Annotated in this window: 22 protein-coding genes and 1 pseudogene; 18 read left to right on the top strand and 5 right to left on the bottom strand. The window is 74.0% G+C overall.

From position 1 onward, the window contains the following. Positions 1 to 1765: pseudogene (locus ACSNN8_RS25035) on the bottom strand (hypothetical protein); the annotation flags it as partial. A gap of 93 nt (positions 1766 to 1858) precedes the next feature. Here ACSNN8_RS25035 and ACSNN8_RS25030 point away from each other — a divergent pair. Together ACSNN8_RS25030 and ACSNN8_RS25025 are read left to right on the top strand one after the other, a co-directional pair. Beyond that, a complete protein-coding gene (locus ACSNN8_RS25030; RefSeq protein ID WP_436651966.1) occupies positions 1859 to 2986 on the top strand; it encodes a Replicase polyprotein 1ab in 1128 nt (375 codons plus the stop codon). After that, positions 2983 to 3987, top strand: a complete 1005-nt coding sequence (locus ACSNN8_RS25025; protein WP_436651965.1) for an HAD-IIA family hydrolase — start codon at positions 2983 to 2985, stop codon at positions 3985 to 3987. The genes ACSNN8_RS25030 and ACSNN8_RS25025 overlap by 4 nt, the downstream gene beginning before the upstream one ends. 72 nt (positions 3988 to 4059) lie before the next feature. Here ACSNN8_RS25025 and ACSNN8_RS25020 read toward each other — a convergent pair whose 3' ends face one another. Beyond that, a complete protein-coding gene (locus ACSNN8_RS25020; RefSeq protein ID WP_436651964.1) occupies positions 4060 to 4395 on the bottom strand; it encodes an alkyl sulfatase C-terminal domain-containing protein in 336 nt (111 codons plus the stop codon). A 108-nt stretch (positions 4396 to 4503) separates the two neighbouring features. Between ACSNN8_RS25020 and ACSNN8_RS25015 the strand changes: the two genes are divergently transcribed. From ACSNN8_RS25015 to ACSNN8_RS24950, 14 genes are all read left to right on the top strand, one after another. Then, a complete protein-coding gene (locus ACSNN8_RS25015) occupies positions 4504 to 5370 on the top strand; it encodes a hypothetical protein (RefSeq protein ID WP_436651963.1) in 867 nt (288 codons plus the stop codon). Continuing rightward, positions 5367 to 5684: a hypothetical protein gene (locus ACSNN8_RS25010; protein ID WP_436651962.1), complete on the top strand. Its 318-nt coding sequence runs from the start codon at positions 5367 to 5369 to the stop codon at positions 5682 to 5684. The genes ACSNN8_RS25015 and ACSNN8_RS25010 overlap by 4 nt, the downstream gene beginning before the upstream one ends. An 18-nt stretch (positions 5685 to 5702) precedes the next feature. Continuing rightward, positions 5703 to 6563, top strand: coding sequence for a TlyA family RNA methyltransferase (locus ACSNN8_RS25005; RefSeq protein WP_436651961.1), 861 nt, complete (start codon positions 5703 to 5705; stop codon positions 6561 to 6563). Beyond that, positions 6560 to 7447 (top strand): NAD kinase, encoded by an 888-nt coding sequence (locus ACSNN8_RS25000; RefSeq protein WP_436651960.1) that lies wholly within the window; start codon positions 6560 to 6562, stop codon positions 7445 to 7447. The genes ACSNN8_RS25005 and ACSNN8_RS25000 overlap by 4 nt, the downstream gene beginning before the upstream one ends. A gap of 53 nt (positions 7448 to 7500) precedes the next feature. Then, on the top strand, positions 7501 to 9246 hold the full coding sequence (recN, locus tag ACSNN8_RS24995) for a DNA repair protein RecN (RefSeq protein ID WP_436651959.1): 1746 nt from the start codon (positions 7501 to 7503) through the stop codon (positions 9244 to 9246). A 121-nt stretch (positions 9247 to 9367) separates the two neighbouring features. Then, a complete protein-coding gene (gene steA, locus ACSNN8_RS24990; protein ID WP_436651958.1) occupies positions 9368 to 10546 on the top strand; it encodes a putative cytokinetic ring protein SteA in 1179 nt (392 codons plus the stop codon). Between the two features lie 20 nt (positions 10547 to 10566). Beyond that, positions 10567 to 11523 (top strand): copper transporter, encoded by a 957-nt coding sequence (locus tag ACSNN8_RS24985; protein WP_436651957.1) that lies wholly within the window; start codon positions 10567 to 10569, stop codon positions 11521 to 11523. A 25-nt stretch (positions 11524 to 11548) separates the two neighbouring features. Continuing rightward, entirely contained in the window at positions 11549 to 12376 is an 828-nt protein-coding gene (locus tag ACSNN8_RS24980; protein ID WP_436651956.1) for a hypothetical protein, read from the top strand. Further along, a complete protein-coding gene (gene murJ / locus ACSNN8_RS24975) occupies positions 12373 to 13941 on the top strand; it encodes a murein biosynthesis integral membrane protein MurJ (RefSeq protein WP_436651955.1) in 1569 nt (522 codons plus the stop codon). Before ACSNN8_RS24980 ends, murJ begins: the two co-directional genes overlap by 4 nt. A 16-nt stretch (positions 13942 to 13957) precedes the next feature. Further along, positions 13958 to 15061: a glycosyltransferase family 4 protein gene (locus tag ACSNN8_RS24970; RefSeq protein WP_436651953.1), complete on the top strand. Its 1104-nt coding sequence runs from the start codon at positions 13958 to 13960 to the stop codon at positions 15059 to 15061. Further along, positions 15062 to 17275 carry a hypothetical protein gene (locus ACSNN8_RS24965; protein WP_436651951.1) on the top strand — a complete coding sequence of 738 codons (2214 nt, stop codon included), beginning with the start codon at positions 15062 to 15064 and terminating at the stop codon, positions 17273 to 17275. Positions 17276 to 17400: 125 nt separating this feature from the next. Continuing rightward, on the top strand, positions 17401 to 19080 hold the full coding sequence (locus tag ACSNN8_RS24960) for a CTP synthase (protein ID WP_436651949.1): 1680 nt from the start codon (positions 17401 to 17403) through the stop codon (positions 19078 to 19080). Then, the gene (locus ACSNN8_RS24955; RefSeq protein WP_436651947.1) at positions 19077 to 19673 is read left to right on the top strand and encodes an NUDIX domain-containing protein; all 597 of its coding nucleotides are present in this window, start codon (positions 19077 to 19079) and stop codon (positions 19671 to 19673) included. Before ACSNN8_RS24960 ends, ACSNN8_RS24955 begins: the two co-directional genes overlap by 4 nt. A gap of 264 nt (positions 19674 to 19937) precedes the next feature. Continuing rightward, positions 19938 to 20924, top strand: a complete 987-nt coding sequence (locus ACSNN8_RS24950) for a hypothetical protein (protein ID WP_436651945.1) — start codon at positions 19938 to 19940, stop codon at positions 20922 to 20924. Positions 20925 to 21103: 179 nt separating this feature from the next. Here the strand turns inward: ACSNN8_RS24950 and ACSNN8_RS24945 are convergent, their stop codons facing one another. Beyond that, a complete protein-coding gene (locus ACSNN8_RS24945; protein ID WP_436651943.1) occupies positions 21104 to 21742 on the bottom strand; it encodes a DUF998 domain-containing protein in 639 nt (212 codons plus the stop codon). 396 nt (positions 21743 to 22138) lie between these two features. On the opposite strand from ACSNN8_RS24945, the gene ACSNN8_RS24940 reads away from it, so the two are divergent. Continuing rightward, positions 22139 to 23056: a cutinase family protein gene (locus ACSNN8_RS24940; RefSeq protein WP_436651941.1), complete on the top strand. Its 918-nt coding sequence runs from the start codon at positions 22139 to 22141 to the stop codon at positions 23054 to 23056. A gap of 52 nt (positions 23057 to 23108) precedes the next feature. Here ACSNN8_RS24940 and ACSNN8_RS24935 read toward each other — a convergent pair whose 3' ends face one another. Next, positions 23109 to 24680 carry a M28 family peptidase gene (locus ACSNN8_RS24935; RefSeq protein ID WP_436651984.1) on the bottom strand — a complete coding sequence of 524 codons (1572 nt, stop codon included), beginning with the start codon at positions 24678 to 24680 and terminating at the stop codon, positions 23109 to 23111. A gap of 88 nt (positions 24681 to 24768) precedes the next feature. After that, positions 24769 to 25443 carry an NUDIX domain-containing protein gene (locus ACSNN8_RS24930; RefSeq protein ID WP_436651939.1) on the bottom strand — a complete coding sequence of 225 codons (675 nt, stop codon included), beginning with the start codon at positions 25441 to 25443 and terminating at the stop codon, positions 24769 to 24771. A 58-nt stretch (positions 25444 to 25501) separates the two neighbouring features. Between ACSNN8_RS24930 and ACSNN8_RS24925 the strand changes: the two genes are divergently transcribed. After that, the gene (locus ACSNN8_RS24925; RefSeq protein WP_436651937.1) at positions 25502 to 26251 is read left to right on the top strand and encodes a DeoR/GlpR family DNA-binding transcription regulator; all 750 of its coding nucleotides are present in this window, start codon (positions 25502 to 25504) and stop codon (positions 26249 to 26251) included. The last annotated feature ends 9 nt before the right edge of the window (positions 26252 to 26260 follow it).

Raw genomic sequence — 26260 nt, 5'->3', positions numbered from 1 at the left:
GACAGTCGAGGGCCGCCCCGGACGGGGTCGGCCCTCGACTGCTTTTGTGTGTTCGCCCCCGAGTAACTTTGAACGCTGAGGCAAGCCCGCCATGCCGAGGGCCGGCCGTACCGGAAGGATTTGATCCGTGACTACTGGACCCCAGGACGACGGCGGCTCGGGCCGTCGCGACGACGAGCGCCCGGCCGGCCGCGGCCGCGAGGGCGACCGTGGTGACTCCCGGGGTGACCGGGACCGCGGTGGCTACCAGGATCGCGGCGACCGCGGCGGGTTCCGTGGCGGCGACCGTGACCGCGGTGGCTACTCCGGCGACCGCGACCGCGGCGGCGACCGTGGCGGGTTCCGCGGTGGAGACCGCGGCGGCGACCGTGGCGGGTTCCGCGGGAGTGACCGGGGCGGCGACCGTGGTGGTTTCCGTGGCGGCGACCGCGACCGTGGCGGCTTCCAGGACCGCGGGGGCTTCCGCGGTGGGGACCGGGACCGTGGCGGCTACTCCGGTGGCCCGCGCGGCGGCGACCGTGGCGGTTACGGCGGTGGCGACCGTCCCCAGGGCGGCTTCCGCGACCGTGGCGGCTACCAGGACCGTGGCGACCGTCCGCAGGGCGGCTTCCGCGGTGGCGACCGTCCGCAGGGTGGCGGCTTCCGGGGCGGTGACCGTCCGCAGGGCGGTGGCTTCCGCGATCGTGACCGTGGCGGCTTTCAGGACCGGGGTGACCGTCCGCAGGGTGGCGGGTTCCGCGACCGTGGTGGCGACCGAGGTGGATACCAGGGTGGCGGCGACCGCGGAGGCTACCGCGGCGACCGGCCCCAGGGCGGCTTCCGCGGTGGCGACCGTCCGCAGGGTGGCGGCTTCCGGGGCGGTGACCGTCCGCAGGGCGGTGGCTTCCGCGACCGTGACCGTGGCGGCTTCCAGGACCGTGGCGATCGCCCGCAGGGTGGCGGCTTCCGGGGCGGTGACCGTCCGCAGGGCGGTGGCTTCCGCGATCGTGACCGTGGCGGCTTCCAGGACCGTGGGGACCGTCCGCAAGGTGGCGGGTTCCGCGACCGTGACCGTGGCGGCTTCCAGGACCGTGGGGACCGTCCGCAGGGTGGCGGCTTCCGCGACCGCGGTGGCTACCAGAACCGCGACGACCGGGGCGGCTACCGCGGCGGTGACCGTCCCCAGGGCGGTGGCTTCCGCGACCGTGACCGTGGCGGCTTCCAGGATCGTGGGGACCGTCCGCAGGGCGGCTACCGCGGCGACCGTGAGGCCGGCGGTGCGCGGGGCAGCTTCCAGGGCGGCTCGGGGGGTTACCGGGGCGACCGTGACCGCGGTGGCTACCAGAACCGCGACGACCGGGGCGGCTTCCAGGACCGGGGCGGGTTCCGCGACCGTCCGCAGGGCGACCGGCCGGGCAACCGGGGCGGCAGTGGCTTCCGGGACCGTCCGCAGGGCGACCGCCCGTACCGGGACCGTCCGCAGGGCGACCGTCCCCAGGGTGACCGTCCGCAGGGTGACCGCGGCGGCTACCGGGGCGACCGTGACCGCGGAGGCTACGGCGACCGCGACCGTGGGGGCTACGGCGACCGCGGCGGCTACGGCAACCGTGAGCGCGGCGGATATCAGGACCGTGAGCGCGGCCAGGACCGCGAGCGCGGCGGCTACCAGGACCGCGAGCGCGGCGGATATCAGGACCGCGGCGACCGGGGGCCGCGTGACGGCGGCTACCGCGGTCGCGAGGAGCAGTACCCGCGGGTCCGCGACGACCGCGACCAGCGTTCGCACCCGGCCGAGGACGACCGGGCGCGCGACGACCAGCCGGTCTTCAAGGCGCCCGAGATCCCCGAGGACATCGAGGCGGCCGACCTCGACAAGGAGGTGCGCGCCGAGCTGCTGACGCTGGCGCGCGACATCGCGGACAAGGTCGCGCGGCACCTCGTGGCGGCCGGTCAGATCATCGACGAGGACGCGGAGCTGGCGCTGCAGCACGCGATCGCGGCGCGGCGGCTGGCGTCCCGCATCGCGGTCGTGCGCGAGGCTGTGGGTCTGGCCGCGTACGCCGCGGGTGACTGGACGACCGCGATCGCCGAGCTGCGCACGTACCACCGGATGACCGGGCGGCAGACGCACCTGGCCGAGCTGGCCGACTGCGAGCGCGCGCTGGGCCGTCCGGAGCGGGCGATCGACCTGTACCGCGGGGCGGACCTCGAGAAGCTCGACAAGTCCGGCGCCATCGAGCTGCTGATCGTGGCGGCGGGCGCCCGCAGCGACCTCGGCCAGCACGACGCGGCCGTGGCGATGCTGCAGGTCCGTGAGCTGACCGCCGACGCGGACGCCGAGTGGGCGGCGCGGCTGCGTTACGCGTACGCCGACGCCCTGCTCGCCGCCGGCCGGCGCGAGGAGGCCCGCGAGTGGTTCACCCGCGCCGCGGCGGCCGACGACGAGGGCCTCACCGACGCGGCCGAGCGGCTGCTCGAGCTCGACGGCGTGACCCTCGAGGACGAGGAGGACGAGGCCGGCGACGAGCGCACCGGTGCGACCTCCGGCGGGGCCGGCGAGCGTGACGCCGACACCCGGGCCGCCGCCGAGGACGGCGACGACGAAGACGACGAGTTCGAGGACGACGCCGACGCGGACGCCCGCCTGGACGACGAAGACGACGAGGACGACGAAGAAGGCGAAGACGACGAGGACGACGAGGACGGCGGGACGGTCGCTGTGACCGACACCGACGTCAACACCGACCCGGTGGCCGTCGAGGACGTGGCGGAGGAGCTGGAGGCGGACGCCGAGGACCTCGCCGACGAGCTCGACGCCAAGCGCGCGCAGGCCCCGGCGACCGAGCCGGCCGCCCCGGCCGAGGAGACCGCGAAGGCCGAGCCGGCGGCGAGCGACGAGGGCGCCAAGGGCGACGAGGGCGCCAAGGGCGACCAGGGCGAGGGTGACGACAAGGGCAAGGCCGCCGGCGACGAGTTCGTCGTCGAGCGGAAGCAGCCCGAGGCGTGACCGAGGACCTGGCCGGCGGCTACGACCTGGTGATCTTCGACCTCGACGGGGTCGTGTACCTGATCGACAAGCCGATCCCCGGCGCGTCGGAGGCGATGGAGCAGCTGCGCTCGCGGGGCACGGCGGTGGCGTACGCGACCAACAACGCGTCCCGCCGCGCCGCCGACGTCGCCGCCCTGCTGACCGGCATGGGTGTTCCCGCGGAGCCGGCCGAGGTGCTCACCTCGGCCGGCGCCTCGGCCGCCCTGCTCGCCGAGAAGCTGCCCGCCGGCGCCCCGGTGCTGGTCGTCGGCGCCGACGCGCTGCGCGACGAGGTCACCGACGCGGGCCTCACCCTGGTGGACTCCGCCGAGGACGAGCCCGCCGCGGTGGTGCAGGGCTACGGCCCGGAGGTGGGCTGGCGCATCCTCGCCGAGGCGGCGCTGGCCGTGCGCGCGGGCGCGCTGTGGGTGGCCACCAACACCGACCGCACGCTGCCCAGCCCGCGTGGCCCGCTGCCGGGCAACGGCTCGCTGGTCGCCGTGCTGCGCACCGCCCTGGACCGCGATCCCGACCTGGTCGTCGGCAAGCCCGAGCCGGCGCTGTTCACCACGGCCGCCGCGCAGTCCCGGGCCGTACGCCCCCTGGCCGTCGGCGACCGGCTGGACACCGACATCCAGGGCGCCGTCACCGCCGGCCTGGACAGCCTGCTGGTCCTGACCGGCGTGAGCAGCCCGGCCGACCTGCTGGCCGCCGACGCGTCGCGCCGCCCCACCTACGTGGCCGCCGACCTGTCGGGCCTGTTCCGCCCCGCCGCCGAGTCAGCCGTGCCGCTGGACGCGAACAAGGCCGGGGGCTGGTCCGTCACCCGCAACGGTGATTCGGCGACCCTCGACGGTGCGGGCGACGCGGTGGTCGCGCTGCGGCTGCTCTGCGCCGCCACGTGGGACGGCGTGCCGGTGACCGCCGTGGAGCCGGCCTCCGACGCGGCGCGCGAGCTCCTGCGCTCCTGGAATCTCTGACCTCACAGGAGCGTGCGCGGCTTCGGCAGGCCGAGCCTCAGAGGAGCTTGCGCGGCTTCGACAGGTCGACCCTCAGAGGAGCTTGCGCAGCTTCAGCAGGTCGAACGGGTTGGCCTTGATCTGCACCTGGCGGGCGGCCACCGCGCGGGTGACGTCGAGCCGCCCGGCGACCAGGGCCAGCAGGTCGTCGCCGTTCGCGATGAGGGCGATCTTCGCCTTGGGGTCGTCGCCGTCGGCGATGTCGGTGAGCAGCCCGTCGGACAGCCGGCCGTGGAAAGCGGTCCCGAGGTCGGGGACGCGGCACGCCAGCGTCCGGTCGAAGTCGAGTTTCCCGCGGGTCTCCGCGTTGCGTTCCAGCCTCGCGGCCAGGTCGTGCAACGCCTGCCGGCACTCCTCCACGGTCGCCATCGGACCCCTTTCGTCACGACACCCGGTGCGCGTACCGCACCGTACCTCACTAAGTGTCGCCGGGCGCCCGGTAGCGTGGCACCCGACGAGCCGCGAGAGGAGCGGAAGATGCCGGACGCATGGCGGGCGTATCTGGAGATGGCGCTCGGACTGACCGAAACACCGCGCAAGCGTGCCCAGAAGGTGGCGGGCGAGCTGGTGAACCGGGGCGGCGCCACGGCGGCGCAGCTGCAGGGCCTGGTCGACGATCTGCTGTCGGCCGGCATGGCGAACCGTGAGGCGCTGACCAACATCGTGCGCTATGAGGTTGACCGGGCGCTGGGCGTGGTGGGGCTGGCCACCGCCGAGGAGGTCACCGAGCTGACGGATCGCGTACGCGACCTCGAGCGGCAGTTGCGGGAGGCGCAGTCGCGCGCCGCGGGTGACGCCGGGGCGGACATCGACAGCGAGCCCACGCTCGGGGGCAGCCGCATCGAGCAGCCGGCGCCGGTTCCCCGCCGCACGGCGAAGAAGGCCGTGGCGAAGAAGGCGGCGCCCAACCGGATGCCGGCCGCGGGCACGACCCCGTCGACGCCGCAGGCGAACATCGCAACCGTGTCGGAGCCCCCGGCGAAGAAGGCCGTCGCGAAGAAGGCGGGCGCGAAGAAGGCGGTGGCCAAGGCGCCGGACGAGGTGCTGCCCCCGGAGAAGAGGGCCACGGCGAAGGTGGCTCCGGCCACGGTGGAGGCCGAGGAGCAGGGCACCCCGGCTCAGCAGGCCGCCGCGAAGCGGACCGTAGCCAAAAAGGCGGTGGCGAAGAAGGCCGCGAACCCCGAGGCGCCCGCCAAGAAGGCTGCGAAGAAGGCCGCTGCCAAGAAGGCCGCGCCCGGCACCGCCGACTCACCCACCGCGGGTGTGCGCGACGCCGCGGCCGCCACCGAGCTGCCGCCGGCCCCGGCGACCGAGCCGCAGAGCCCGGAGGCCGGTGACCGATGACGTTCCCGAAGCCCGGCCCGACGCCGGGTGGCTTCCGGCCCGGGCCGCCGGCGGTGCCGCGCCCGCCGGCGCACGCTCCCTCGCTGCATCAGGGCGGCGGACAACCGGGGAGTGCTCAGGCCGCCGCGGTGAGCGTGCCGCCGGCGGTCGACGAGGCCACCGGGCGGATCGTCGAGGAGACCGGCCACCCGGCCGTGGACGCCGTGCTGCGCTCGCTGGAGAACGCCGCCCGGCTCGCGCCGGCCGAGCAGATCGCCGAGTACGAGGCGGCGCACCAGGTGCTCCAGGAGACCCTGGCGAGCATCGACCGGTGAGAGCCTGGTGAGGTCCTGATGGCTCGTCGTGCGCGGCTCGACGCCGAGCTGGTGCGCCGCAAGCTGGCCCGCTCCCGCGAGCAGGCCGCCGCGCTGGTCGAGGCGGGCCGCGTGCAGGTGCGCGGCACCGTGGCGCGCAAGGTCGCGGCGATGGTCGACCCGGCCGACCCGGTGGTCGTCACCGGGGAGGATCCGGCGACCGAGTACGTCTCGCGCGGCGGGCACAAGCTCGCCGGCGCGCTCGAGGCGTTCGGCCCGCGCGGCCTGGGCGTCGAGGGGCGGCGCTGCCTGGACGCGGGAGCCTCCACGGGCGGCTTCACCGACGTGCTGCTGCGCGCCGGGGCCCGCCAGGTGGTCGCGGTCGACGTCGGCTACGGCCAGCTCGCGTGGCCGATCCGCACCGACGGGCGGGTCGTGGTCCTCGAGCGTACGAACGTCCGGTCGATCACCGCGGAGTCGATCGGCGGCCCGGTCGACCTGACCGTGGCGGACCTGTCGTTCATCTCGCTGCGGCTGGTGCTGCCGGCGCTGGCCGCGTGCACGGCGCCGGACGGCGACCTCGCGCTCATGGTCAAGCCGCAGTTCGAGGTGGGCAAGGACCGGGTGGGCGCCGGGGGAGTGGTCCGGGACTGGCAGTTGCGGGCCGAGGCGGTGCTCGACGTCGCCGTGGCGGCCGCCGGGCTGGGCCTCGGGGTCGCCGGGGTGACCGCGAGCCCGCTGCCGGGGCCGAGCGGCAACGTCGAGTTCTTCGTGTGGTTCCGCCGGGACGCGCCGCCCGCCGATCGGGCGGACATCGAAAGAGTTGTCGCCGCGGGCCCCGCGATCAAGGTAGCTTCGCTCGGGCCTGAGCAGACGGCCGCCCCCTTGGAGGACACATGACGCGCTCGGCCCTGCTGGTCACGCACACCGGCCGGCGGCAGAGCACCCAGCACGCCCGGACGGTGGCCCGCGACCTGCTCGCGGCCGGCTTCGAGGTGCGGGTGATCGCCGAGGAGGTCGCCGACCTCGACCTGCCGCCCGAGGTGACGCCGGTGGAGGGTCCCGAGGCGGCCGAGGGTGCGGAGATCGTGCTGGCGATGGGCGGGGACGGCACGTTCCTGCGCGCGGCCGAGCTGGCCCGCCCGGCGAAGGCGCCGCTGCTGGGCATCAACCTCGGCAAGGTGGGGTTCCTGGCCGAGGCCGAGATCGACCACCTCGACCAGGCCGTCAAGGAGGTCGTCGACGGCACGTACAAGGTGGACGAACGGCTGACGCTCGACGTGCGGGCCGAGTACGGCGGCCGCGTGATCGCCGAGTCGTGGGCGCTCAACGAGGTGAGCGTCGAGAAGGGCCAGCGCGCCCAGATGCTCGAGCTGCTGGTCGACGTGGACGGCCGCCCGCTGGCGCGCTACGGCTGCGACGGCGTGGTCTGCGCGACGCCGACCGGTTCGACGGCGTACGCGTTCTCCGGCGGCGGCCCCGTGGTCTGGCCCGAGGTCGAGGCGCTGCTGCTGGTGCCGATCAGCGCGCACGCGCTGTTCAGCAAGCCGCTGGTGACCGCGCCGACCTCGTCGTTCGTGCTCACCGTCGACCCGTACACGTCGTTCGCGGTGCTCTGCTGCGACGGCCGCCGCACGTGGGACCTCCCGCCGGGCGCCAAGGTCACCGTCGAGCGCGGCCGGCTTCCCGTACGGCTGGTGCACCTGCAGCCGCGGCCATTCACCGACGTGCTCGTCGCGAAGTTCGCCCTGCCCGTGGAGGGGTGGCGTGGCAACAGGCGGTAATCGCCCGCGACCGCGGTGGGCAAATGTCGGGGGGCACCGATACTGTCTGCCGTGTGCTGGAGGAACTGCGCATCACCGGGCTCGGCGTCATCGACGACACGACGCTGCGGCTGACGTCGGGCATGAACGTCATCACCGGTGAGACCGGTGCCGGAAAGACCATGGTCGTGACCGGTCTGGGGCTGCTGTTCGGCGGCCGCGCCGACGCCGGCCGGGTGCGCGCCGATCCGGGCCGCGCGGTCGTCGAGGGCCGGCTGCGGGTGGGCGGCAAGCTGGGCGACGAGGTGGCGACCCGGGTCAGCGAGGCCGGCGCCGAGATCGACGACGACGGCTCGGTGCTGCTGAGCCGCACGGTGACCATCGAGGGCCGCTCCCGCGCGCACGTGGGCGGCCGCAGCATGCCGGTGTCGATGCTCAGCGACCTGGGCGAGCGGGTGCTGGCTGTGCACGGCCAGTCCGACCAGCTGCGGCTGCTGCGCCCGGCCGAGCAGCGCGCCGCGCTCGACCGCTTCGCCGGGCCCGAGCACGAGAAGCTGCTCGAGACCTACCGCGAGGCGTACGCCCGCTGGCGCGCCGTCGTCGACGACCTGGCCGACCGCCGCCGCAACGCCCGCGCGCGCTCGCAGGAGGCCGACCTGCTCAAGCTCGGCCTCGACGAGATCACCCGGGTCGACCCGCAGCCCGGCGAGGACGACGAGCTGCGCGCCGAGGTGCAGCGCCTCGAGCACGCCGAGGGCCTGCGGGTGGCGGCGTCGCTGGCCGCGCAGGCCCTCGCGGGCGGCGTCGAGGTGACCGACGAGGCGCCCGACGCGACCCAGCTGCTGGGCACGGCCCGCCGCACGCTCGAGGCGCAGGCCGCGGTCGACCCGGTGCTGGGCGAGCTGGCCGCGCGCATCGAGGAGGCGGCCACCCTGGTGGGCGACGTCTCCGCGGAGCTCTCGGCCTATCTGGGCACCCTCGACGCCGATCCGGCCCGGCTCGAGCAGATCTACGAGCGCCGCGCCGCGCTGCGCGGGCTCACCCGCAAATACGCCGACGACGTCGAGGGCGTGATCGCCTGGGCGGAGGACGCGCGCGCCAAGCTGGCCGCGCTCGACTCCTCCGACGAGCTGCTCGACGAGCTCGACCGGGAGCGCCAGCGGCTGGCCGCCCAGGTGGGCGAGCTGGCGGCCCGGCTCACCGAGGCGCGCGTCGAGGCCGCGGGCCGCTTCTCCGAGGCGGTCAGCGTCGAGCTCGCGGGCTTGGCCATGCCGCACGCGAGGGTCGAGGTCGCTGTCGTGCCGCGGGCGGCCGGCAAGGACGACCCCACCGCCGCGGAGCTGCCCGTCGGGCCCGACGGCGCCGACGAGGTGGAGCTGCGGCTGCTGGCCCACCCGGGCGCGCCGTCGCTGCCGCTGCAGAAAGGCGCGTCCGGCGGCGAGCTGTCCCGGGTGATGCTCGCGATCGAGGTGGTCTTCGCCGGTGCGGGCGGCCCTGAGACGCTGGTGTTCGACGAGGTCGACGCGGGGGTGGGCGGCACCGCGGCGGTCGAGATCGGCAAGCGGCTGGCCCGGCTATCGCGCACCCACCAGGTGCTCGTGGTGACCCACCTGCCGCAGGTAGCCGCGTTTGCCGACCGGCACCTGGTCGTCGCCAAGGACACCGGCGGCGCGATCACCACGAGCGGGGTGCGGATCGTCGAGGAGACCGAGCGGGCGCGGGAGCTGTCGCGCATGCTCGCCGGATTGCCCGACTCCGATCTGGGCATCGCGCACGCCGAGGAGCTGCTGGCGGTCGCGGGCCGCGAGAAAAGGGGCTGACCAGCGGGTACGGTCGTGACACCATGACCGGAGGGATCGAGCGGGGCGTTTGCCCCTTTTGTGGGTGAGTTGCCGCATGTCGCGTGTCAGGCGTGTGACCCGGCATGTCAGGATGGCCGTGATGCGACTTCCCACCTTGCGCCGCGCCCGGAGCACCGATCCCGATGCCCTGACCGGCACCGCCCGCCTCGACCGCCGGACCAAGCGTCTGACCGGCCGGCTGCGCCCCGGCGAGATCGCCGTGATCGATCACGTCGACATCGACCGCGTGGCCGCCGACGCCCTGGTCGCGGTCGGGGTGGCCGCCGTGCTCAACGCGAAGCCGTCGATCTCCGGCCGCTACCCCAACCTCGGTCCCGAGGTGCTGATCAAGAACGGCGTCGTGCTCATCGACGACCTCGGCGAAGAGATCTTCGAGCGGCTCGGCGAGGGCGACTCGGTGGTCATCGAGGGCGACACCGTGCTGCTCGACGGCGAGCCGGTCGCCACCGGCGTGCGGCAGGACGCCGAGACCGTGGCGCGCTCGATGGCCGACGCCCGCGAGGGCCTGTCGGTGCAGCTCGAGGCGTTCGCGGCGAACACGATGGACTACCTCAAGCAGGAACGCGACCTGCTGCTCGACGGCGTGGGCGTGCCCGACGTGCAGACCCGCATCGCCGGGCGGCACGTGCTGATCGTGGTGCGCGGCTACGACTACAAGGACGACCTGGACGTCCTGCGGCCCTACATCCACGAGTACAAGCCGGTGCTGATCGGCGTCGACGGCGGCGCGGACGCGCTGGTGGAGTCGGGCTACACCCCCGACATGATCATCGGGGACATGGACTCGGTGACCGACGACGTGCTGCGCTGCGGCGCCGAGGTGGTCGTCCACGCGTACCCGGACGGCCGTGCCCCCGGTCTCGAGCGGGTGCACAAGCTCGACGTGGCCGCGCTGACCTTCCCGGCCGCGGCCACCAGCGAGGACCTGGCGATGCTGCTCGCCGACGACAAGGGCGCCACGCTGATCGTGGCCGTCGGCACGCACGCCAACCTGGTCGAGTTCCTCGACAAGGGCCGCGGCGGCATGGCCTCGACGTTCCTCACCCGGCTCAAGGTCGGCGGCAAGCTGGTCGACGCCAAGGGTGTGAGCCGGCTCTACCGGCAGAACATCTCCGGCTCGGCGCTGCTGCTGCTCGTGCTCTCGGCGACCGCCGCGATGGCCTCGGCGGTGGCCGTGTCCACGGTCGGCAAGGCGTACCTGACCGTGGTTTCCGAGTGGTGGGACAATCTCGTCTTCCAGCTCGGCCATCTTTTCTAGAAACGACTACGGGGCTCGTCGTGATCAATTTCCGGTACCACGTGGTGTCGCTCACCGCGGTCTTCCTGGCCCTGGCCATCGGCCTGGTCGTGGGCACCGCCGCGCTCAACGGTCCGGTGGCCGACAGCCTCAAGAGCCAGATCAGCGCGCTGAACAAGGACAACAGCAACAAGCGCGACCAGATCAACCAGTACCGCGAGGAGCTCGACCGCAGCCAGGACTTCGCCGCCGAGATCGCGCCCACGGTGCTGAACGGCCGCCTGACCGGGCGCAAGCTCGCGGTGCTCGCGCTGCCCGGCACCGATCAGTACGCCGACAAGGTGATCGCGATGCTGACGATCGCCGGCGCCACGGTCACCGCCAAGGTCACGGTGCAGGACAAGTTCTTCGACCCCGCGGTCGAGCTCGAGCTGCTCGACCTGGTCAACGAGTCGTCGCAGCCCACCATCCCGATCGCCGGGCTGCCGCTGAACAGCAACAGCGTCGAGACGGCCAGCGCCCAGCTCGCGCTCGCCCTGCTGCAGCGGACCTCCGCCGGCACGGGCGCGGGCACGGTCACCCAGCCCGCCGCGGGTGACGTGACCGCGGTGCTGACCGCGTACAGCAAGCAGAGCTACATCGCCGTGGGGGACAACGCCGTCGGCGGCGCCGAGGCCACCGTGATGATCACGGGTGCGCCGGCCGTCGACAAGGACGCGGCGAAGAAGGCGCAGTCGCTGGTCTCGATGGCGACCCAGTTCAGCGAGGACCGGCTGCTGGTGGTGGCCGGCGACGGCGTGGGCGACGGCAACCTGATCTCCGCGGTCCGCGGCGACCCGACGCTGGTCAAGCGGATCTCCACGGTGGACAACGCCAGCACCGTGGACGGTCAGGTGGCGACCGCGATGGCCACCGCCGAGCGGGTCGTCGACAAGAAGATCGGCCAGTACGGGCTGGCGGCCGGCGCGGCCTCGCTGGTGCCCAAGGGCGCCTCGTAGCGCTCGGTCTCTAAACTTCCGACCCATGGCCCTCCTCCGTTCGTTCGGCATCGGCGCCGCCGCCGGCCGTGCCGCCCTCGCCTGGATCCGCCGCGATCAGCACGCCGGCGCCCTCGAGCGCACCAACTTCCACGGCCGCACGGTCACGCTCGCCGGTGGCCCGGCGCTTGCGCTCGGCGCGACCACGGCGGCGGCCCTGGGCGCTCCCGGCGGACGGCTGGCCGCCGCGGCGGTCACCGCCGGCGCGGTGTCGGGCGCGGTCGGGCTCTACGACGACGTCGTGGGCAACCGCCCCGAGCAGAAGGCGGCCAAGGGTTTCGCGGGGCATCTGGGGGCGCTGCGCGAGGGACAGGTCACCAGCGGCCTCGTGAAGATCGCCGGGGTGGGCACGGCGGCCCTCGCCGCGAGCGCGCTGATCGGCAGCGGCCGGTCGAGCCGGGCGGGCCGGACGACGGACGTGCTGGTCGGCGCGGGCGTCATCGCCGGCATGGCCAACCTGCTCAACCTGCTCGACCTGCGCCCCGGCCGGGCGATCAAGGCCGGGGCGATCATCGGCGCGCCCCTGGCGCTGCGCCGCGGCGGCGGGATCGCGGCGGGCACGCTCGGCGCGTCGGCGGCGCTGCTGCCCGACGACCTGGGCGAGGAGATCATGCTGGGCGACTCGGGCGCGAACGCGCTGGGCGCGCTGCTCGGCGTGGCGCTGGTCGCCCGCAGCGGCCCGGCGGGCCGGCTCGCGGCGCTGACCGTGCTGGGCGCGCTGACCGCGGCGAGCGAGAAGGTCAGCTTCACCAGGGTCATCCAGGACACGCCGTGGCTGCGCACCATCGACGAGCTGGGCCGTCGGGCTCGGTGACCCAGGCTCCCGCGGCGCGGATCGCCGGGGCGGCGGCGCTGATCACCGTGCTCACGGTGGTCGCCCGCGTCGCCGGGTTCGGGCGCACCTTCGTCTTCCTGCACACGGTCGGCCACGACGGCCTGGGCAACATCTACAACGCCGCCAACACCATCCCGAACATCGTCTTCGAGCTGGTCGCGGGCGGCGCCCTGGCGAGCCTGGTCGTGCCGCTGCTGGCCGGCGCCGTCGCGGCGGGCGACCGCGATCGGGTGAACGCGGTGTCCTCGGCGCTGCTCACCTGGGTGCTCGTGCTGCTGGTGCCGCTGGCCGCCGGAGTGGCGCTGCTGGCCGGGCCCATCGCCGGCCTGCTGCCCAAGGTGCCGCCCGACCACCAGGAGACGGCGGCGAGCATGCTGCGGGTCTTCGCGCCGCAGCTGCCCCTGTACGGCGTCGGCATCGTGCTCACCGGTGTGCTGCAGGCCCACCACCGGTTCGCGTGGCCGGTCATCGCGCCGCTGCTGTCCAGCATCACGGTGATGGCGGCCTACCTGTCGTACGCGGGCGTCGACGGCGCCAAGTCCGACTTCGCGGGGCTGACCCGCACCGGGGAGCTGATCCTGTCGGCCGGCACCACCTGCGGCGTCGTGGTGCTCGCGCTCTGCCTGCTGATCCCGCTGCGCAGGCTGCGGCTGCGGCTGCGGCCGTCGCTGCGGTTCCCCGGCGACACGGGCCGCCAGGCGATCCGGCTGGGCTGGGCGGGGGCAGTCACCGTGGGCTCGCAGCAGCTCATGACGATCGTCGTGATCGGGCTCGCGGTCAGCAACGCGCTGACCCTCTACAACGCCGCGCAGACCGTCTTCCTGCTGCCCTGGGCGGTGCTCGCGGTGCCGATGGCGACCGCGGTCTACCCGGCGCTGTCGGCCGCCGCGAGCCGCGGGGACGAGGACGCGTACGGGAAGGCTCTGTCGGCCTCGGCGCGCTCGGTGATGCTGCTCGCGGGGCTCGGCGTGGCCGCCCTGATCGCGGTGGCGGGCCCCGCGGCGTACCTGATCGACGCAGCCCCCGCCTCGTCCGGGATCGCCGGGTTCGCGCCGGGGCTGATCGGCTACGCGCTGTTCGCGCTGCTGTCCCGCGCGCTCTACGCCCGCGGGGCGACGGTCGCGGCCGCCTTCTCCACGGCCGTGGGCTGGGTCGTGGCCGCCGGGTCCGCGCTCGCGCTGGCCGGGCTGGGGGAGGACCGCCAGGTGTTCGGGCTGGGGCTGGCCAACAGCATCGGAATGTCGGTCATCGGACTGTTGCTGGTGCTCGCCGTGCGCCGGCACGCCGGAGCCGCGGCGCTCGCCGGGCTGGGCCGCGTCACGCTGGTCACGCTGGTCGCCACCGCCCTGGCCGCGCTCGCCGGGTGGGCCGCGGTGACGGGGGTCGGCGCGCTTTTCGGCCCGACCCCGGAGCCCGTCGGCAGCATCGTGCAAGGCATATTGGGTGGGCTCGCCGTGCTCGCGGTCTTCGGCGCCGTGGCCTACCCGGCTGCCCGCAGCGACCTGGCGCCGCTGACGCGCCGGTTGACGCGGCGCGGGACCTGAAGGGGGAGGACTGTTCGTGGGCGACGACTGGCGTGGTTCGGTGGCTCTGGTGCTGGCGTCCAGCACCGGCGGGGTCGGCCAGCACGTCGCCTCGCTGGCGCGCGGGCTGACCGCCGCCGACTGCGACGTGCTCGTCTGCGGACCGGGGGCGACCGACGAGCTGTTCGGCTTCGCCGCGGCCGGCGCCACGTTCGTGCCCGTCGAGATCCCCGCGAGCCCCGGCCCGCAGGACGCGGGCGCCATCCGGCAGCTGCGCGGCGCGCTGGCCGCCGGCCGCCCGGACGTGGTGCACGCCCACGGCTTCCGGGCCGGGTTCGTCGCCCAGCTCGCGCGCGCCGGCGCCCCGCTGGTCGTCACCTGGCACAACGCCGTGCTCGACCGCAAGGGCCTGCGCGGGCAGGCCGCCACCCTGGTCGAACGGGTCGTGGCCCGCAGCGCCACGGTCACGCTGGGCGCCTCCGACGACCTCGTGCAGCGGGCCGCCTCGCTCGGCGCCCGCAACGCGCGCGTGGGCGCGGTCGCGGCGCCCACCCTGCCCGTGCCCCGGCGCACCCGCTCGGCCGTCCGCGCCGAGTTCCGGCTGCCCGCGGGCACGCCGCTGATCCTGTCGGTCGGGCGGCTGCACCCGCAGAAGCGCTACGACCTGCTCGTCGAGGCGTCCGCCCGGTGGCGCAGCCTCGACCCGGCGCCGATGGTCGTGGTGGCCGGCTCCGGGCCCAGCTACATGGCGCTGGCCCAGCAGGCCTCCCGCCTGCACGCGCCGTTCCACCTGCTCGGGCGGCGCAACGACGTGTCCGACCTGCTGCTCGGCGCCGACCTCGCGGTGATCACCAGCGCCTGGGAGGCGCGGCAGCTGTTCGCCCAGGAGGCGCTCGAGTCCGGCGTGCCGCTGATCACCACCGCGGTGGGCGGGCTGCCCGGGCTGGTCGGCGACGCGGCCGTGCTGATCCCGCCCGGCGACGTCGACGCGCTCGACGACGCGGTGCGCGCGATGCTCGCCGACCCGCGGATGCGCGCCGACTACGCCGCCCGCGGGCCCGAGCAGGCTGCGACCTGGCCACGTGAGGCCGACACGGTGGCGGACGTGCTGCGGGCGTACGCGGAAGCGACGGGCCGATAGGTGCGGGCTCTCGACCGGTTGCGCCGGGTCCGGCCGGTGTCCACCCCGCCCGGGCCGCGGGCCGCGGCGTGGGTGCCGTACGTGATGGTGGCGCTCATCGCGGTGGCCAGCCTCGCCGGGCTGGCGATCCGCCCGGGCGACCAGACCAACTCCGGCAGCGCCGACTACGTCATCGTGGCCGGGGCGCCGGGCCTGCGCTGGGACGACCTCGACCCGCGGCGCACACCCACGCTGTGGCAGGAGGCGTCGAAGGGCTCGATCGGGTGGCTGTCGGTGCGCTCGGCGATGCGGGTGACCTGCCCCTCCGACGGGTGGCTCACGCTCGGCGCCGGCAACTACGCGGCCTGGCCCCGGCACACCACGGGCAGCCGCTGCGAGCCCGCGCAGCCGGCGCTCACCCAGCCCGACGCGATCGGCGCCAACCTCACCGACCAGCGCACCGTCGTGCAGAACAACCAGGACCGGCTGCCGTACGGGGCGGTGCCCGGCGCGCTGGCCGAGTCGGTGCGCTGCACGTACGCCTTCGGGGCGGGCGCGGCGATGGCGGCCGCCCGCCCGTTCGGGCGCGTCGACAAGTACCAGCCCTCGCTGCCGGTCGACACCGGCGGGCTGCTGTCGGAGTGCAACCTCAGCGTCGTCGACCTCGGCACGGTCTCGGGCGCCGGCGCCCAGCGGCAGGCCCAGGTGCAGGCGGCCGACGCCATCCTGGCCCGGGTCGTGGCCGGCCGCCCGCAGCGCTCGCTGCTGATCGTCGCCGGCGTCTCGGACACCGAGCGCTCGTCGCGGCTGCACGTGGCGATCGCCGAGGGCGACGGCTGGAACGGCGGCTGGCTCACCTCCGCGGGCACCGGCCGCGACGGCTACCTGCAGCTGATCGACCTGGCGCCCACGGTGCTCACCGCGCTGGGCAAGCCCGCGCCCGAGAACCTGTTCGCCGGGCGGGCCGCCACCGTGGCCGAGGGCCGGCCCGCCGACGTCGCCGACGCGATGCTGGGCGTGCACAACGCCGACAAGCGGGCCGTCGCCCAGAACGCGGTGGCCGGCATCTTCTTCACCGTGCTGGCCGGCCTGCAGATCCTGCTGTTCCTGCTGACCGTGCCGGTGATGGTCCGCGCCCGCCGGCACGCCGGGCCGCGCGGGCCCGCGCTGCCGTCGCCGCGCCTGGTCGGGCTGTACGAGCTGGCGCTGACCGCGGCCGCGCTGGCCATCCCCGCCGCGCTGCTCGCCGACGCGACGCCGTGGTGGCGCAGCCCGCACCCGGCGTGGGTGTTCGGCACCGTGACCGGCCTGTTCATCGCGGTTGGCACCGCGCTCATCCGGCTCGCCCCGCGCTACGGCCGTACGCTGTGGCCGCTCGGCGCCGCCGCCGGCATCGCCGCGCTGGTCGTCGCCGTCGACCTGCTCACCGGTGCCCGGCTGCAGCTCAACGGCGTCGCGGGCTACTCGGCGGTCTCCGGTGGCCGCTACGCCGGGGTGGGCAGCGTCGGGCTGGGCATCTTCGTGGCCGGGCTGCTCGTGCTGGCCGGCACGCTCGCCCAGTGGATCAACCGGCGCTGGCGGCCGGTCGTGATGGTGCTGGTGGGCGCGGTCGGCGTGGTGATGGTCGGCAGCCCGTACCTGGGGGCCGACCCGGTGGGCGCGATCGCCGTCACCGCCGGGGTCTGCGTGGCCGCCGCGATCACCACGGGCGGCTGGCTGACGTTCCCGCGCTTCGCCTGGGCCGCGGTAGCCGGGCTGGCCGTCACGATCGGCTTCGCGGTGGTCGACCTGCGCCGCGCCCCGGCCGAGCAGGGCATCGTGGGCCGGCTGCTCACCGAGCTCGCCAACGGCACCGCCGGGCCCGCCATGCAGCGCGCCGCCGCCGCCAACGGGCAGGCCCTGCTGGACAGCCCGCTGACGATCCTGGCCGTGGGCGGGGTGCTGATGCTGGCGTTCTGCCAGTTCTCGCCGTGGGGCGGGCTCAACCGGCTGTTCGGCCTGCACCCGGCGCTGCGCGCGGCCGGGGCCGGGGTGACCGTGGCGACGCTGATCGCCGGGGTGCTCAACGGCTCGGCGCTGACGGTGGCCGGGGCTGCCGCGGCGGCCGTGGTGCCCACGGCGGTGCTGACCACGCTGCGCGTCCTGCTGCACGCCGCCGACCGCACCCGGCCCGAGGGCGAGACCGACGGGCCCGGCGGGCCGCTGCTGCGCACCGACCCCGTACGGACCGGCTGACACGCGCCCCGAGCAGCCCGAACGGTGCGGCCGCCGTCGCAGGTGTTACGGTGGACTCCCGTGGATAGGGCTTTTCTTCAGTCCTGGTTCGCATCGTTGAACAGACGACCCACGGGAGCAGGGCCTTGGCCTCTACAGTGCGCGAAACGCGGCACATCTTCGTCACCGGGGGCGTCGCCTCCTCGCTGGGCAAGGGCCTGACCGCCTCCAGCCTCGGTAATCTGCTGACCGCGCGCGGGCTCCGGGTCGTCATGCAGAAGCTCGACCCCTACCTGAACGTCGACCCCGGCACGATGAACCCGTTCCAGCACGGCGAGGTCTTCGTCACCGAGGACGGCGCCGAGACCGACCTCGACGTCGGCCACTACGAGCGGTTCCTCGACCGGGCGCTGTCCGGCAAGGCGAACGTCACCACCGGCCAGGTCTACTCGGCGGTCATCGCCCGCGAGCGGCGCGGCGAGTACCTCGGCGACACCGTCCAGGTCATCCCGCACATCACCAACGAGATCAAGAGCCGGATCTTCGCGATGGCCGACCCCGACGAGTCCGGCCGCCGGCCCGACGTCGTCATCACCGAGGTCGGCGGCACGGTCGGCGACATGGAGTCGCTGCCGTTCCTCGAGGCGATCCGCCAGGTGCGCCACGAGGTCGGCCGCGACCACGTGTTCTACCTGCACGTCTCGCTGGTGCCCTACCTCGCGCCCTCCGGCGAGCTCAAGACCAAGCCGACCCAGCACTCGGTGGCGGCGCTGCGCAACATCGGCATCCAGCCCGACGCGCTGGTCTGCCGCAGCGACCGGGAGATCCCCGAGAAGCTCAAGCACAAGCTGGCGCTGTACTGCGACGTCGACCGCGAGGCCGTGGTCGCCGCGCCGGACGCGCCCAGCATCTACGACATCCCCAAGGTGCTGCACCGCGAGGGGCTGGACGCGTACGTCGTACGCCGTCTGGGTCTGTCCTTCCGCGACGTGAACTGGACGCAGTGGGACGACCTGCTGCACCGCGTGCACCACCCGAAGCGGACGATCACGATCGCGCTGGTCGGCAAGTACGTCGACCTGCCCGACGCGTACCTGTCGGTCAGCGAGGCGATCCGCGCGGCGGGCTTCGCCAACAACGTCAAGATCCAGCTGCGGTGGGTGCCCAGCGACGACTGCGAGACCGACGCCGGCGCGGCCGCGGCCCTCAAGGGCGCCGACGGCATCGTGATCCCCGGCGGCTTCGGCGTGCGCGGCATCGAGGGCAAGGTGAACACCTCGAAGTTCGCGCGCGAGAACCAGATCCCGATCCTCGGGCTGTGCCTCGGGCTGCAGTGCATGACGATCGACGCCGCGCGCCACCTGGCCGGTCTGGCGGGCGCGAACTCGCTGGAGTTCGACGAGCGGGCCCCGTACCCGGTGATCTCGACGATGGCCGACCAGGAGGACATCGTGGCCGGCAAGGGCGACCTGGGCGGCACGATGCGGCTCGGCGCCTACCCCGCCGCGCTCCAGGAGGGATCGATCGTCGCCGAGGTGTACGGGTCGACGGACATCTCCGAGCGGCACCGGCACCGCTACGAGGTCAACAACGACTACCGCGACAAGCTGGCCGACGCCGGGCTGGTGTTCTCGGGCACCTCGCCCGACGGGCGGCTCGTGGAGTTCATCGAGCTCGACCGCGACACCCACCCGTACTTCGTGGCAACGCAGGCGCACCCCGAGCTCAAGAGCCGCCCCACCCGGCCGCACCCGCTGTTCGACGGGCTGGTCAAGGCCGCGATCTCGTACGCGGCCGCCGACGAGCTGCCGGTGGACCCGTCGTGACCGGCTTCGCGCACGAGACCCGCTCCCGCGTGTCGCGGTACGCCGGGCCGATCTTCACCGTGTTCTCCGACGAGGTCACGATGTCCTCGGGCGGCACGGCCAAGCGTGACGTGGTCGAGAACAAGGGCGCGGTCGGTGTGGTCGCCCTCGACGACGTCGGGCGCGTCGTGCTGATCAAGCAGTACCGGCACGCGGTCGGGGCGCGGCTCTGGGAGCTGCCCGCCGGCCTGCGCGACGTGGGCGGCGAGGACCTCGTCACCGCCGCGGCCCGCGAGCTCGCCGAGGAGGTCGACCTGCGCGCGGAGCGGTACCACCTGCTGGTCGACCTGCACACCTCGCCCGGGTTCTCGAACGAGACGATCCGGCTGTTCCTGGCCCGCGACCTGACGCCGGTGCCGGCCGATTCGCGGTTCGAGCGGACCGACGAGGAGGCCGACCTCGAGGTGGCCTGGGTCGACCTCGACGAGGCCGTGGCCATGGTCTTCCGCGGCGAGATCACCAACGCCGCGGCCGTGGGCGGGTTGCTCGCGACGGCCCGCGCCCGCGACGAAGGGTGGGCGACGCTGCGGCCGGTGGACGCTCCGGCGATCTGACCGCCGATCGAAGCTCGGCGAGCGCGGGACGGCCGCCACCGGCCCGCGCTCGCCGGAACCTCCGGCGGCGTTCGTCCACGGGCGGGTCCCCGGCTTTCGGGTTCATTTTCAAGATTTTCTTGCTGTGCGCTGACCTGCGGTTTTGTTGATCTCGCGGCGGTATTTCGGCGTTGTCGCCGACGGAGGCGTTGAACCGGGCGGTGGTCGGGACCCGTACTGGCCCGCAACACCGGTGACATCGACGTCCGACGACGAGGAGTGGTCATGAGGTCCCGCACGTACCGACGCCCCAACGAGGGCAACCGGCGGAAGACGATCGGCGCGCTGGCTGTCGCCGGGGTGGTCGTTGCCATGGGCGTCACCGGGGTGCAGCTGGCCTCGGCCGGCACCGACACCAAGGCCGTGGACCTGGTGACTGTGGACGGTCAGCAGTTCGACGTGGCCGCGTGCGCCGACGTGCAGGTCAACGCCGGCGCGGTCGTCTGCGACGGCAAGGAGCTGGCCCCGGTCGAGCAGCAGGCCCCCGGCGAGGCGGCGGCCGACGCGGCCGCGGCCCTCGAGACGGCTTGCGACACGTTCGCGGCCGACGCGGCTGCCGCCGAGGGCGGCGAGGACGCCGGGCAGGGCGAGGAAGCGGCTGCCGGTTCGCCGGCGGCGAAAGCGCAGAACAAGGCTCTTGCGAAGAAGTGGGCGAAGACGCTGAAGGCCCGGGCCGCGGCTGCGGGCAAGGGTCAGAAGGCCGGCGCCGGTAAGCAGGCCGGCGCGGGCGAGCAGGCCGGCGCCGGTAAGGGCAACGGCGCGGGCGAGCAGGCCGGCGCCGGTAAGGGCAACGGCGCGGGTGAGCAGGCCGGAGCTGGTGAGGAAGCGGGCGCCGGCGAGCAGCGCGGCGCCGGTGAAGAGGCCGGCGCGGGTCAGGAAGCCGGTCAGGGCGAGGACGCCGGTGCCGGTGCTGGTGACGCTGCTGCCGCGGCCGCCAAGGCCGTCGCCTCCGCGCAGCAGAGCCTGCTGCAGGCCTGCCTCGCGCTCGCCGACGCCAAGGCTGCGGCCGGCATCGCCGGCGGCGACGCCGGTCAGGGCGAGGACGCGGGCGCCGGTGAGGAGGCCGGTCAGGGCGGGGACGCGGGCGCCGGTGAGGAGGCCGGTCAGGGCGAGGACGCCGGTGCCGGCGAAGAGGCGGGCGCGGGCGACGAGGCGGGCGCGGGCCAGGAGGCCGACGCGGGCGCTGAGGGCGCAGCGACAGCCAAGAAGTAACACCGTAAAACAGCGGCGGCGGTGCGGGTCCAGTCGGACCCGCACCACCGCTTTTTCGTCGCATCACCACAGGTGCCGGCGATGGGGGTCAGCCGGACGCGCATCGCGGCTTCGCTCGAACGCGAGCCCGGGACAACTGGGTGCGGCGGACACGCAGAACGCGCGGGCGCGGCCACGACTCAGCGGCCAGCCGAACGCGGGGGAATCGTGGGCTCGGGACGGTGGCCGGATCTGTGTCGCTGGACGAGGTGGGTGGCTCCGGCATAGGTGGCCCAGAGTGTCAGCGGGAAGACCGCTACGCGTTCCATTCCTCCGGGGCCGATGCCCAGGTCCTGTTGCGCCAGGAAGAGTGCGCCGCCGATCAGGCCGGCCGCGCCCGACAGCAGGGCGGCCGTGCGCAGGTGGGTGGGCCAGGTGGTGCGTCGGGGGAAGGCGGCCAGGAGCAGACCGAGGTTTCCGGCGGCGAAGACGAGCAGCGCGGCCAGGAGGTGGACGTTCTCATTGACGTCTGCAGGAAAGGCGCCGACCAGGCCCAGTCCGGCGGCGCCGAGCAGCATCAACCACCAGCCTGCGCGGCCCGCGCCCCAGGTGCGCCTGGCAAGGAACAGACCTGCGATCAGCAGCGCGGCGGTCAGCACGAAGGCGGCGTTCATGCTGTCGTGCCACGGCGAGCAGACGTACCGCGGGCGGGTCGTGTCCCAGATGCCGCAGTGCACGTTGCCGAGGTCGCTGACGTTGTTGGTGGCCCAGCTGAAGCGCGGGTGGTCCCAGGCCAGGCCGACGACGATGTTCGCGGCCAGGAACAGCGGGGCTGCCACCGCCCAGCACAGTGCGCCGGCTCGGGAACGTACGGAAAAAGGCATGTCCGAAGTAGATCAACGGTCCGGGCCGCGGGGCACTGCTGCTCTCCCCCGGGTCGGGGGTAGGGCTGGCCCTACCCACAGGCGCCGCGAGAACGCGGAGAAACCCGCAACGGGCGGATCCGGCAAGAACGTTCAATGAAGTCGACAATTTCACGCGGACAGTTGTTTCGCGTTTGTGCGCGGTCATTCTGAGACGGCTGTCTCAACGCTGTGAACTGCGGAGATTCATTTCCGTCGCATTGCCGCACTTATCCGTGGTGCGAATCTTCGATCCGCGCTGAGGGCGTGTCGCGTACCGGCCTGTAGCAAGTCGGCTGGTGGGGCCGGCTGGTCATCGACAGGAGTACGGAAATGCGGAAAAGGCGTGTGGGGACCCGCCGCAGTGGCGGACGGTCGCGGCGGCTCGTGCTGGTGGGGATCAGCGCGGCAGTGGTGGCGGCCGGCGCGGTCGTGACGCCCACGGCGTTCGCGGGCACGATTCCGGGCCTCGGCGGCAGCGCGGCCGGCAGCGCCGGTGGCGGGTCCTTCTTCGAGCGGCTGCGGGAGCGGTTCGGCCAGGGCGCCGGCGGCGGAGCAGTCGGCGGCGGTGGCGCAATCGGCGGCGGTGCGGTCGGTGGCGGTGCGGTCGGCGGCGGTAGGGCGACCGGCGGCGGTGGCGCGGTCGGTGGTGGCGGCAACCAGGGTGGCGCGGTCGGCGGCGGGCAGAACGCGGCCGGGTGCTCGGACGTGGAGCTCGTGTTCGCCCGCGGCACCGGTGAGCCGCAGGGGCTGGGCATCGTGGGACGGCCGCTCGCGCAGGCCCTCGCCGGCGAGCTGCCGAACGCCAAGGTGGGCTCGTTCGCGGTGGTCTACGCGGCGGCGTCCAACCAGGCCAGCGCCGGGCCCGGCGCCACCAACATGACCCAGCACATCCAGCAGGTCGCGCAGAACTGCCCGGAGACGCAGTTCGTGATCGGCGGCTACTCGCAAGGCGCGACCGTCACCGACATCGCGATCGGCATCCGCGGCGTGGGCACGCAGGGCCAGGCCATCCCGGCCAACCTGCGCTCGAAGGTGGCCGCCGTCGTGGTCTACGGCAACCCGCTCGGCATCCGCCGGCAGACGATCGCGCAGGCCGCCCCGGAGTTCGCGGGCCGCGCCAAGGAGTTCTGCAACACCGGCGACCCGGTGTGCGGTGGTGGCAGCAACTTCGCCGCGCACCTCGCGTACGCCCGTAACGGCACTGTCGGGCAGGGTGCCCAGTTCGCCGCCGACCAGATCGGCGGCTGAGACAACCCCCGGTGGTACGCGGGTGACGGTGGGGCCGTCACCCGCGTACGGGTCAGGACCGGGTGATGCGGATGTTGTCGACGGCCGCCTCGACGAGGGAGGCCGTGGAGGCGTCGGCGGCCTCCACGCTCAGCTGGATCGTCTGGCCGGCGAACGACGACAGGTTGGCCGTCCCGGTCGTCCACGCGGGAGCGCGGTCGGTGGCCGACGCGGACTGCGTGAAAACGGTGGTCGTGGTGCTGCTGCCGACGACACGAATGCGGAAGTAGTCGGCACTGCTCGCGTTGGTCAGGTGCGACAGGTACCAGCTGAAGTCGAGCGTCAGCGTGCCGGTCGGCAGGGTGATCGACGGCGACAGCAGCGTGGTGGTGCCGCCGTCCACGTCGTTCGCGCCCGCGCTGGTGCCGGCCGAGGCGCCGGTGACCAGGTCGTACGTGCCGCCGGCCGCGTTGCCCAGCTGTGAGGTCGTGGCGGCGGGGTCGGCACGCTCGAAGCGCCCGGACGTCGCCGTGTCGGAGGCGCCGGCCGTCCAGCCCTTGGCCGTCTCGAAGTCGTCGGACCACACCGTGGAGCCCGTCGGCGGGGGAGTGGTGCCGCCCGCGGCGAGCGTCCAGACCGCGTACGCGATGGCGTCGGAGTTGCGGTCGAGCGCGGTGTCGTTGATGTTCGCCGTGGTGTCGCACGACGCGTGGTAGCAGGGGTCGAAAGCGCCGGTCGTTCCGCCCCACAGCTGCACCTGCGCGGCGGTCTTGCGGCCCTCGGCGCCGGTGAAGATGCCGCCCGCGGGGATGCCCGCCGCGATGAACGGGCCGTAGTCGCTACGACCGTCGAAATCCGTGCCGCGTGTCGGCACGCCGATCGTGGAGAAGTACGCAGCGAGGGTCTGCTCGATCTGCGCCGAACCGGCCGGGCCGGGACCCGATCCGGTGCCGTCGGAGTTGTCGCCGTCGTACAGGAAGTAGCCGGGGTTCGGCGAGCCGACCATGTCGAAGTTGAGATAACCGGTGATTTCGCGTTTCTGCGCGGTCGTCAACGAATTCACGTACGCCGTGGAGCCGCGCAGGCCGAGTTCCTCGGCGCCCCACCAGCCGAAGCGCAGGTGCCGGCCGGGCTGGAAACCGGAGCGGGCGACCGCGAGGGCGACCTCGAGGTTGGCGGCCGAGCCCGAGCCGTTGTCGTTGATGCCCGGCCCGGCGGTGACGCTGTCGAGGTGCGCGCCGACCATCAGGGTGTTCGCGGTGTCGCCGCCCGGCCAGTCGGCGATCAGGTTGTAGCCGGTCGCGCCGTTGTAGGTGAACGACTGCTGGCGCGTGACGAAGCCGGCCGCGTCGAGCAGGTTCTTGACGTACGTGACCGAGGCGAGGTATCCGGGGCGGCCGTGAGCCCGGTTGCCGCCGTTGGCGTTGGCGATGGTCTGTAACTGGGTCAGGTGCGCCTTGACGCTCGTGACGGAGATGTCGGGCGCGGCTGCCAGTGCCGCGGTGCCGGGCGCGGCTGCCGGCGCCGCGGTGGGAACGGCCGAGGCCGGCGCGGTCGCCAGCCCCAGCGTCAGCGCGGCGGCGCCGAGGACGAATGGTGCTCGCACGAAGGTCCTCCGTACAGCTCGGGGGTGCCGCCACCGGATGCGGTGACGGTGTGCCCGCGAGCATGGCAGCGGAGCCGGCTCATGCACTCATCCCAATCAATCCATACCGCATCGTGGAGGCGCTGAGCTATGCGGACGTGCGGAAGGGGCCGTGCAGGGCGGCCCACTGGAGCAGCATGATGGTCTTGGCGTCGGCGATGCGGCCGTCGGTCGTCCGCAGCAGGGCCTCGTCGAAGTCGAGCTCGACCGGCTCGATGTCCTCGCCCTCGTCGGCCAGTCCGCCGCCGGGGCCGGTGCGGTCGGCGGCGGTGTAGGGCGCGGCGTAGAAGTGCAGGCGCTCGGTGACGGACCCGGGGCTCATCCACACGCCGAACACGGGCTGCAGCTCGCCCACGGTCACGCCCAGTTCCTCCGCGGTCTCGCGGCGGATCGCGCTGGCCGGATCGTCGTCGTCGAGCAGCCCCGCGGCGGCCTCGACCAGCATGCCGTCGGGGTGGCCGTTCACATAGGCGGGATACCGGAATTGCCGGGTGAGCAAAACTGTGCGCCGGTCGGGGTCGTAGAGCAGAATCGTCGCGCCGTCGCCACGGTCGTACGTCTCGCGCTGCTCGGTGGTCCAGCGGCCGTCGCGGTGGCGGTAGTCGTACGTGGTGCGGCGCAGCACGTGCCAGGCGGTGGCGAGCAGCTCCACCTCGCGGATCACCACGTCGGGGTTGCCGGTGAGGTCGCGCCCGGCCCGGTCGAGGCCGGTGCGGCCGCGGGCGTCGGGCAGGTCGAGGCCGGGGGTGCCGAGGTCCGTCATGCGGAGTACGCTAGCCGCTAAACACGCAACAGTCGACAACAATGAGGAGAAACACGTAATGCTGCCGGCCGAGCGCCGCGACTTCCTCCTGGCCCGCCTGCGCGACGAGGGCAAGATCGTCGCGAAGGACATCGCCTGGGAGCTGGGCATCGCGGAGGACAACATCCGCCGGGATCTGCGCGATCTCGCCGCGGCGGGTCTGCTGCAGCGGGTGTACGGCGGTGCGCTGCCCATGGCCCCCGCCGCGGCGGACTACGCGACGCGCATCGACGTCGCGCCGGAGAGCAAGCGGCGCGTCGCGGCCGCGGCCGCGGGCCTCATCCGTCAGGGCTCGACGGTCCTGCTCGACGGCGGGACGACCGCGCTGGCCGTGGTCGAGGCCCTGCCCGCCGACCTGGAGGCCACGATCGTCACGCACAGCGTCACCGTGGCCGCGGCTCTGGTCACCCATCCGTCCGTCGAGGTTCTGGTGCTGGGCGGCCGGCTGTTCAAGCATTCCGCCGTGACCAGCGGCGCGGCCACCGCCGAGGCCGCGCGCGGGGTGCACGCCGACGTGTTCCTGCTGGGTGTCACCGGTGTGCACCGCCAGGCCGGGCTCACCACCGGCGACTCCGACGAGGCCGCGATGAAACGGACGCTCGCGTCGCGCGCCGCCGAGACGTACGTGATGGCCAGCGCGGAGAAGATCGGCGTGGCGTCGCCGTACGTCGTCCTGCCCCTGGCCGAGGTGAGCGGGGTCATCACGGACGTGGCCGAGGACGTTCCCGACCTGGCCGGGCTGAGCGTGCCGATCATCCGTACGCCTTAGGGCACTTCC

This window comes from Actinoplanes sp. URMC 104 (genome assembly GCF_051386375.1).
Taxonomy (GTDB): domain Bacteria; phylum Actinomycetota; class Actinomycetes; order Mycobacteriales; family Micromonosporaceae; genus Actinoplanes.
Note: the sequence above shows the minus strand (reverse complement) of the source record. Positions and strands in the feature narration are given on the sequence as shown.

Coding starts and splice junctions, on each gene's coding strand:
- ACSNN8_RS25010 (WP_436651962.1), top strand. CDS start 5,367: ATGACGTTCCCGAAGCCCGGCCCGACGCCGGGTGGCTTCCGGCCCGGG.
- ACSNN8_RS24980 (WP_436651956.1), top strand. CDS start 11,549: ATGGCCCTCCTCCGTTCGTTCGGCATCGGCGCCGCCGCCGGCCGTGCC.
- ACSNN8_RS24940 (WP_436651941.1), top strand. CDS start 22,139: ATGCGGAAAAGGCGTGTGGGGACCCGCCGCAGTGGCGGACGGTCGCGG.
- ACSNN8_RS24925 (WP_436651937.1), top strand. CDS start 25,502: ATGCTGCCGGCCGAGCGCCGCGACTTCCTCCTGGCCCGCCTGCGCGAC.
- ACSNN8_RS24950 (WP_436651945.1), top strand. CDS start 19,938: ATGAGGTCCCGCACGTACCGACGCCCCAACGAGGGCAACCGGCGGAAG.
- steA (WP_436651958.1), top strand. CDS start 9,368: ATGCGACTTCCCACCTTGCGCCGCGCCCGGAGCACCGATCCCGATGCC.
- ACSNN8_RS25020 (WP_436651964.1), bottom strand. CDS start 4,395: ATGGCGACCGTGGAGGAGTGCCGGCAGGCGTTGCACGACCTGGCCGCG.
- ACSNN8_RS24930 (WP_436651939.1), bottom strand. CDS start 25,443: ATGACGGACCTCGGCACCCCCGGCCTCGACCTGCCCGACGCCCGCGGC.
- ACSNN8_RS25005 (WP_436651961.1), top strand. CDS start 5,703: ATGGCTCGTCGTGCGCGGCTCGACGCCGAGCTGGTGCGCCGCAAGCTG.
- ACSNN8_RS25000 (WP_436651960.1), top strand. CDS start 6,560: ATGACGCGCTCGGCCCTGCTGGTCACGCACACCGGCCGGCGGCAGAGC.
- ACSNN8_RS25015 (WP_436651963.1), top strand. CDS start 4,504: ATGCCGGACGCATGGCGGGCGTATCTGGAGATGGCGCTCGGACTGACC.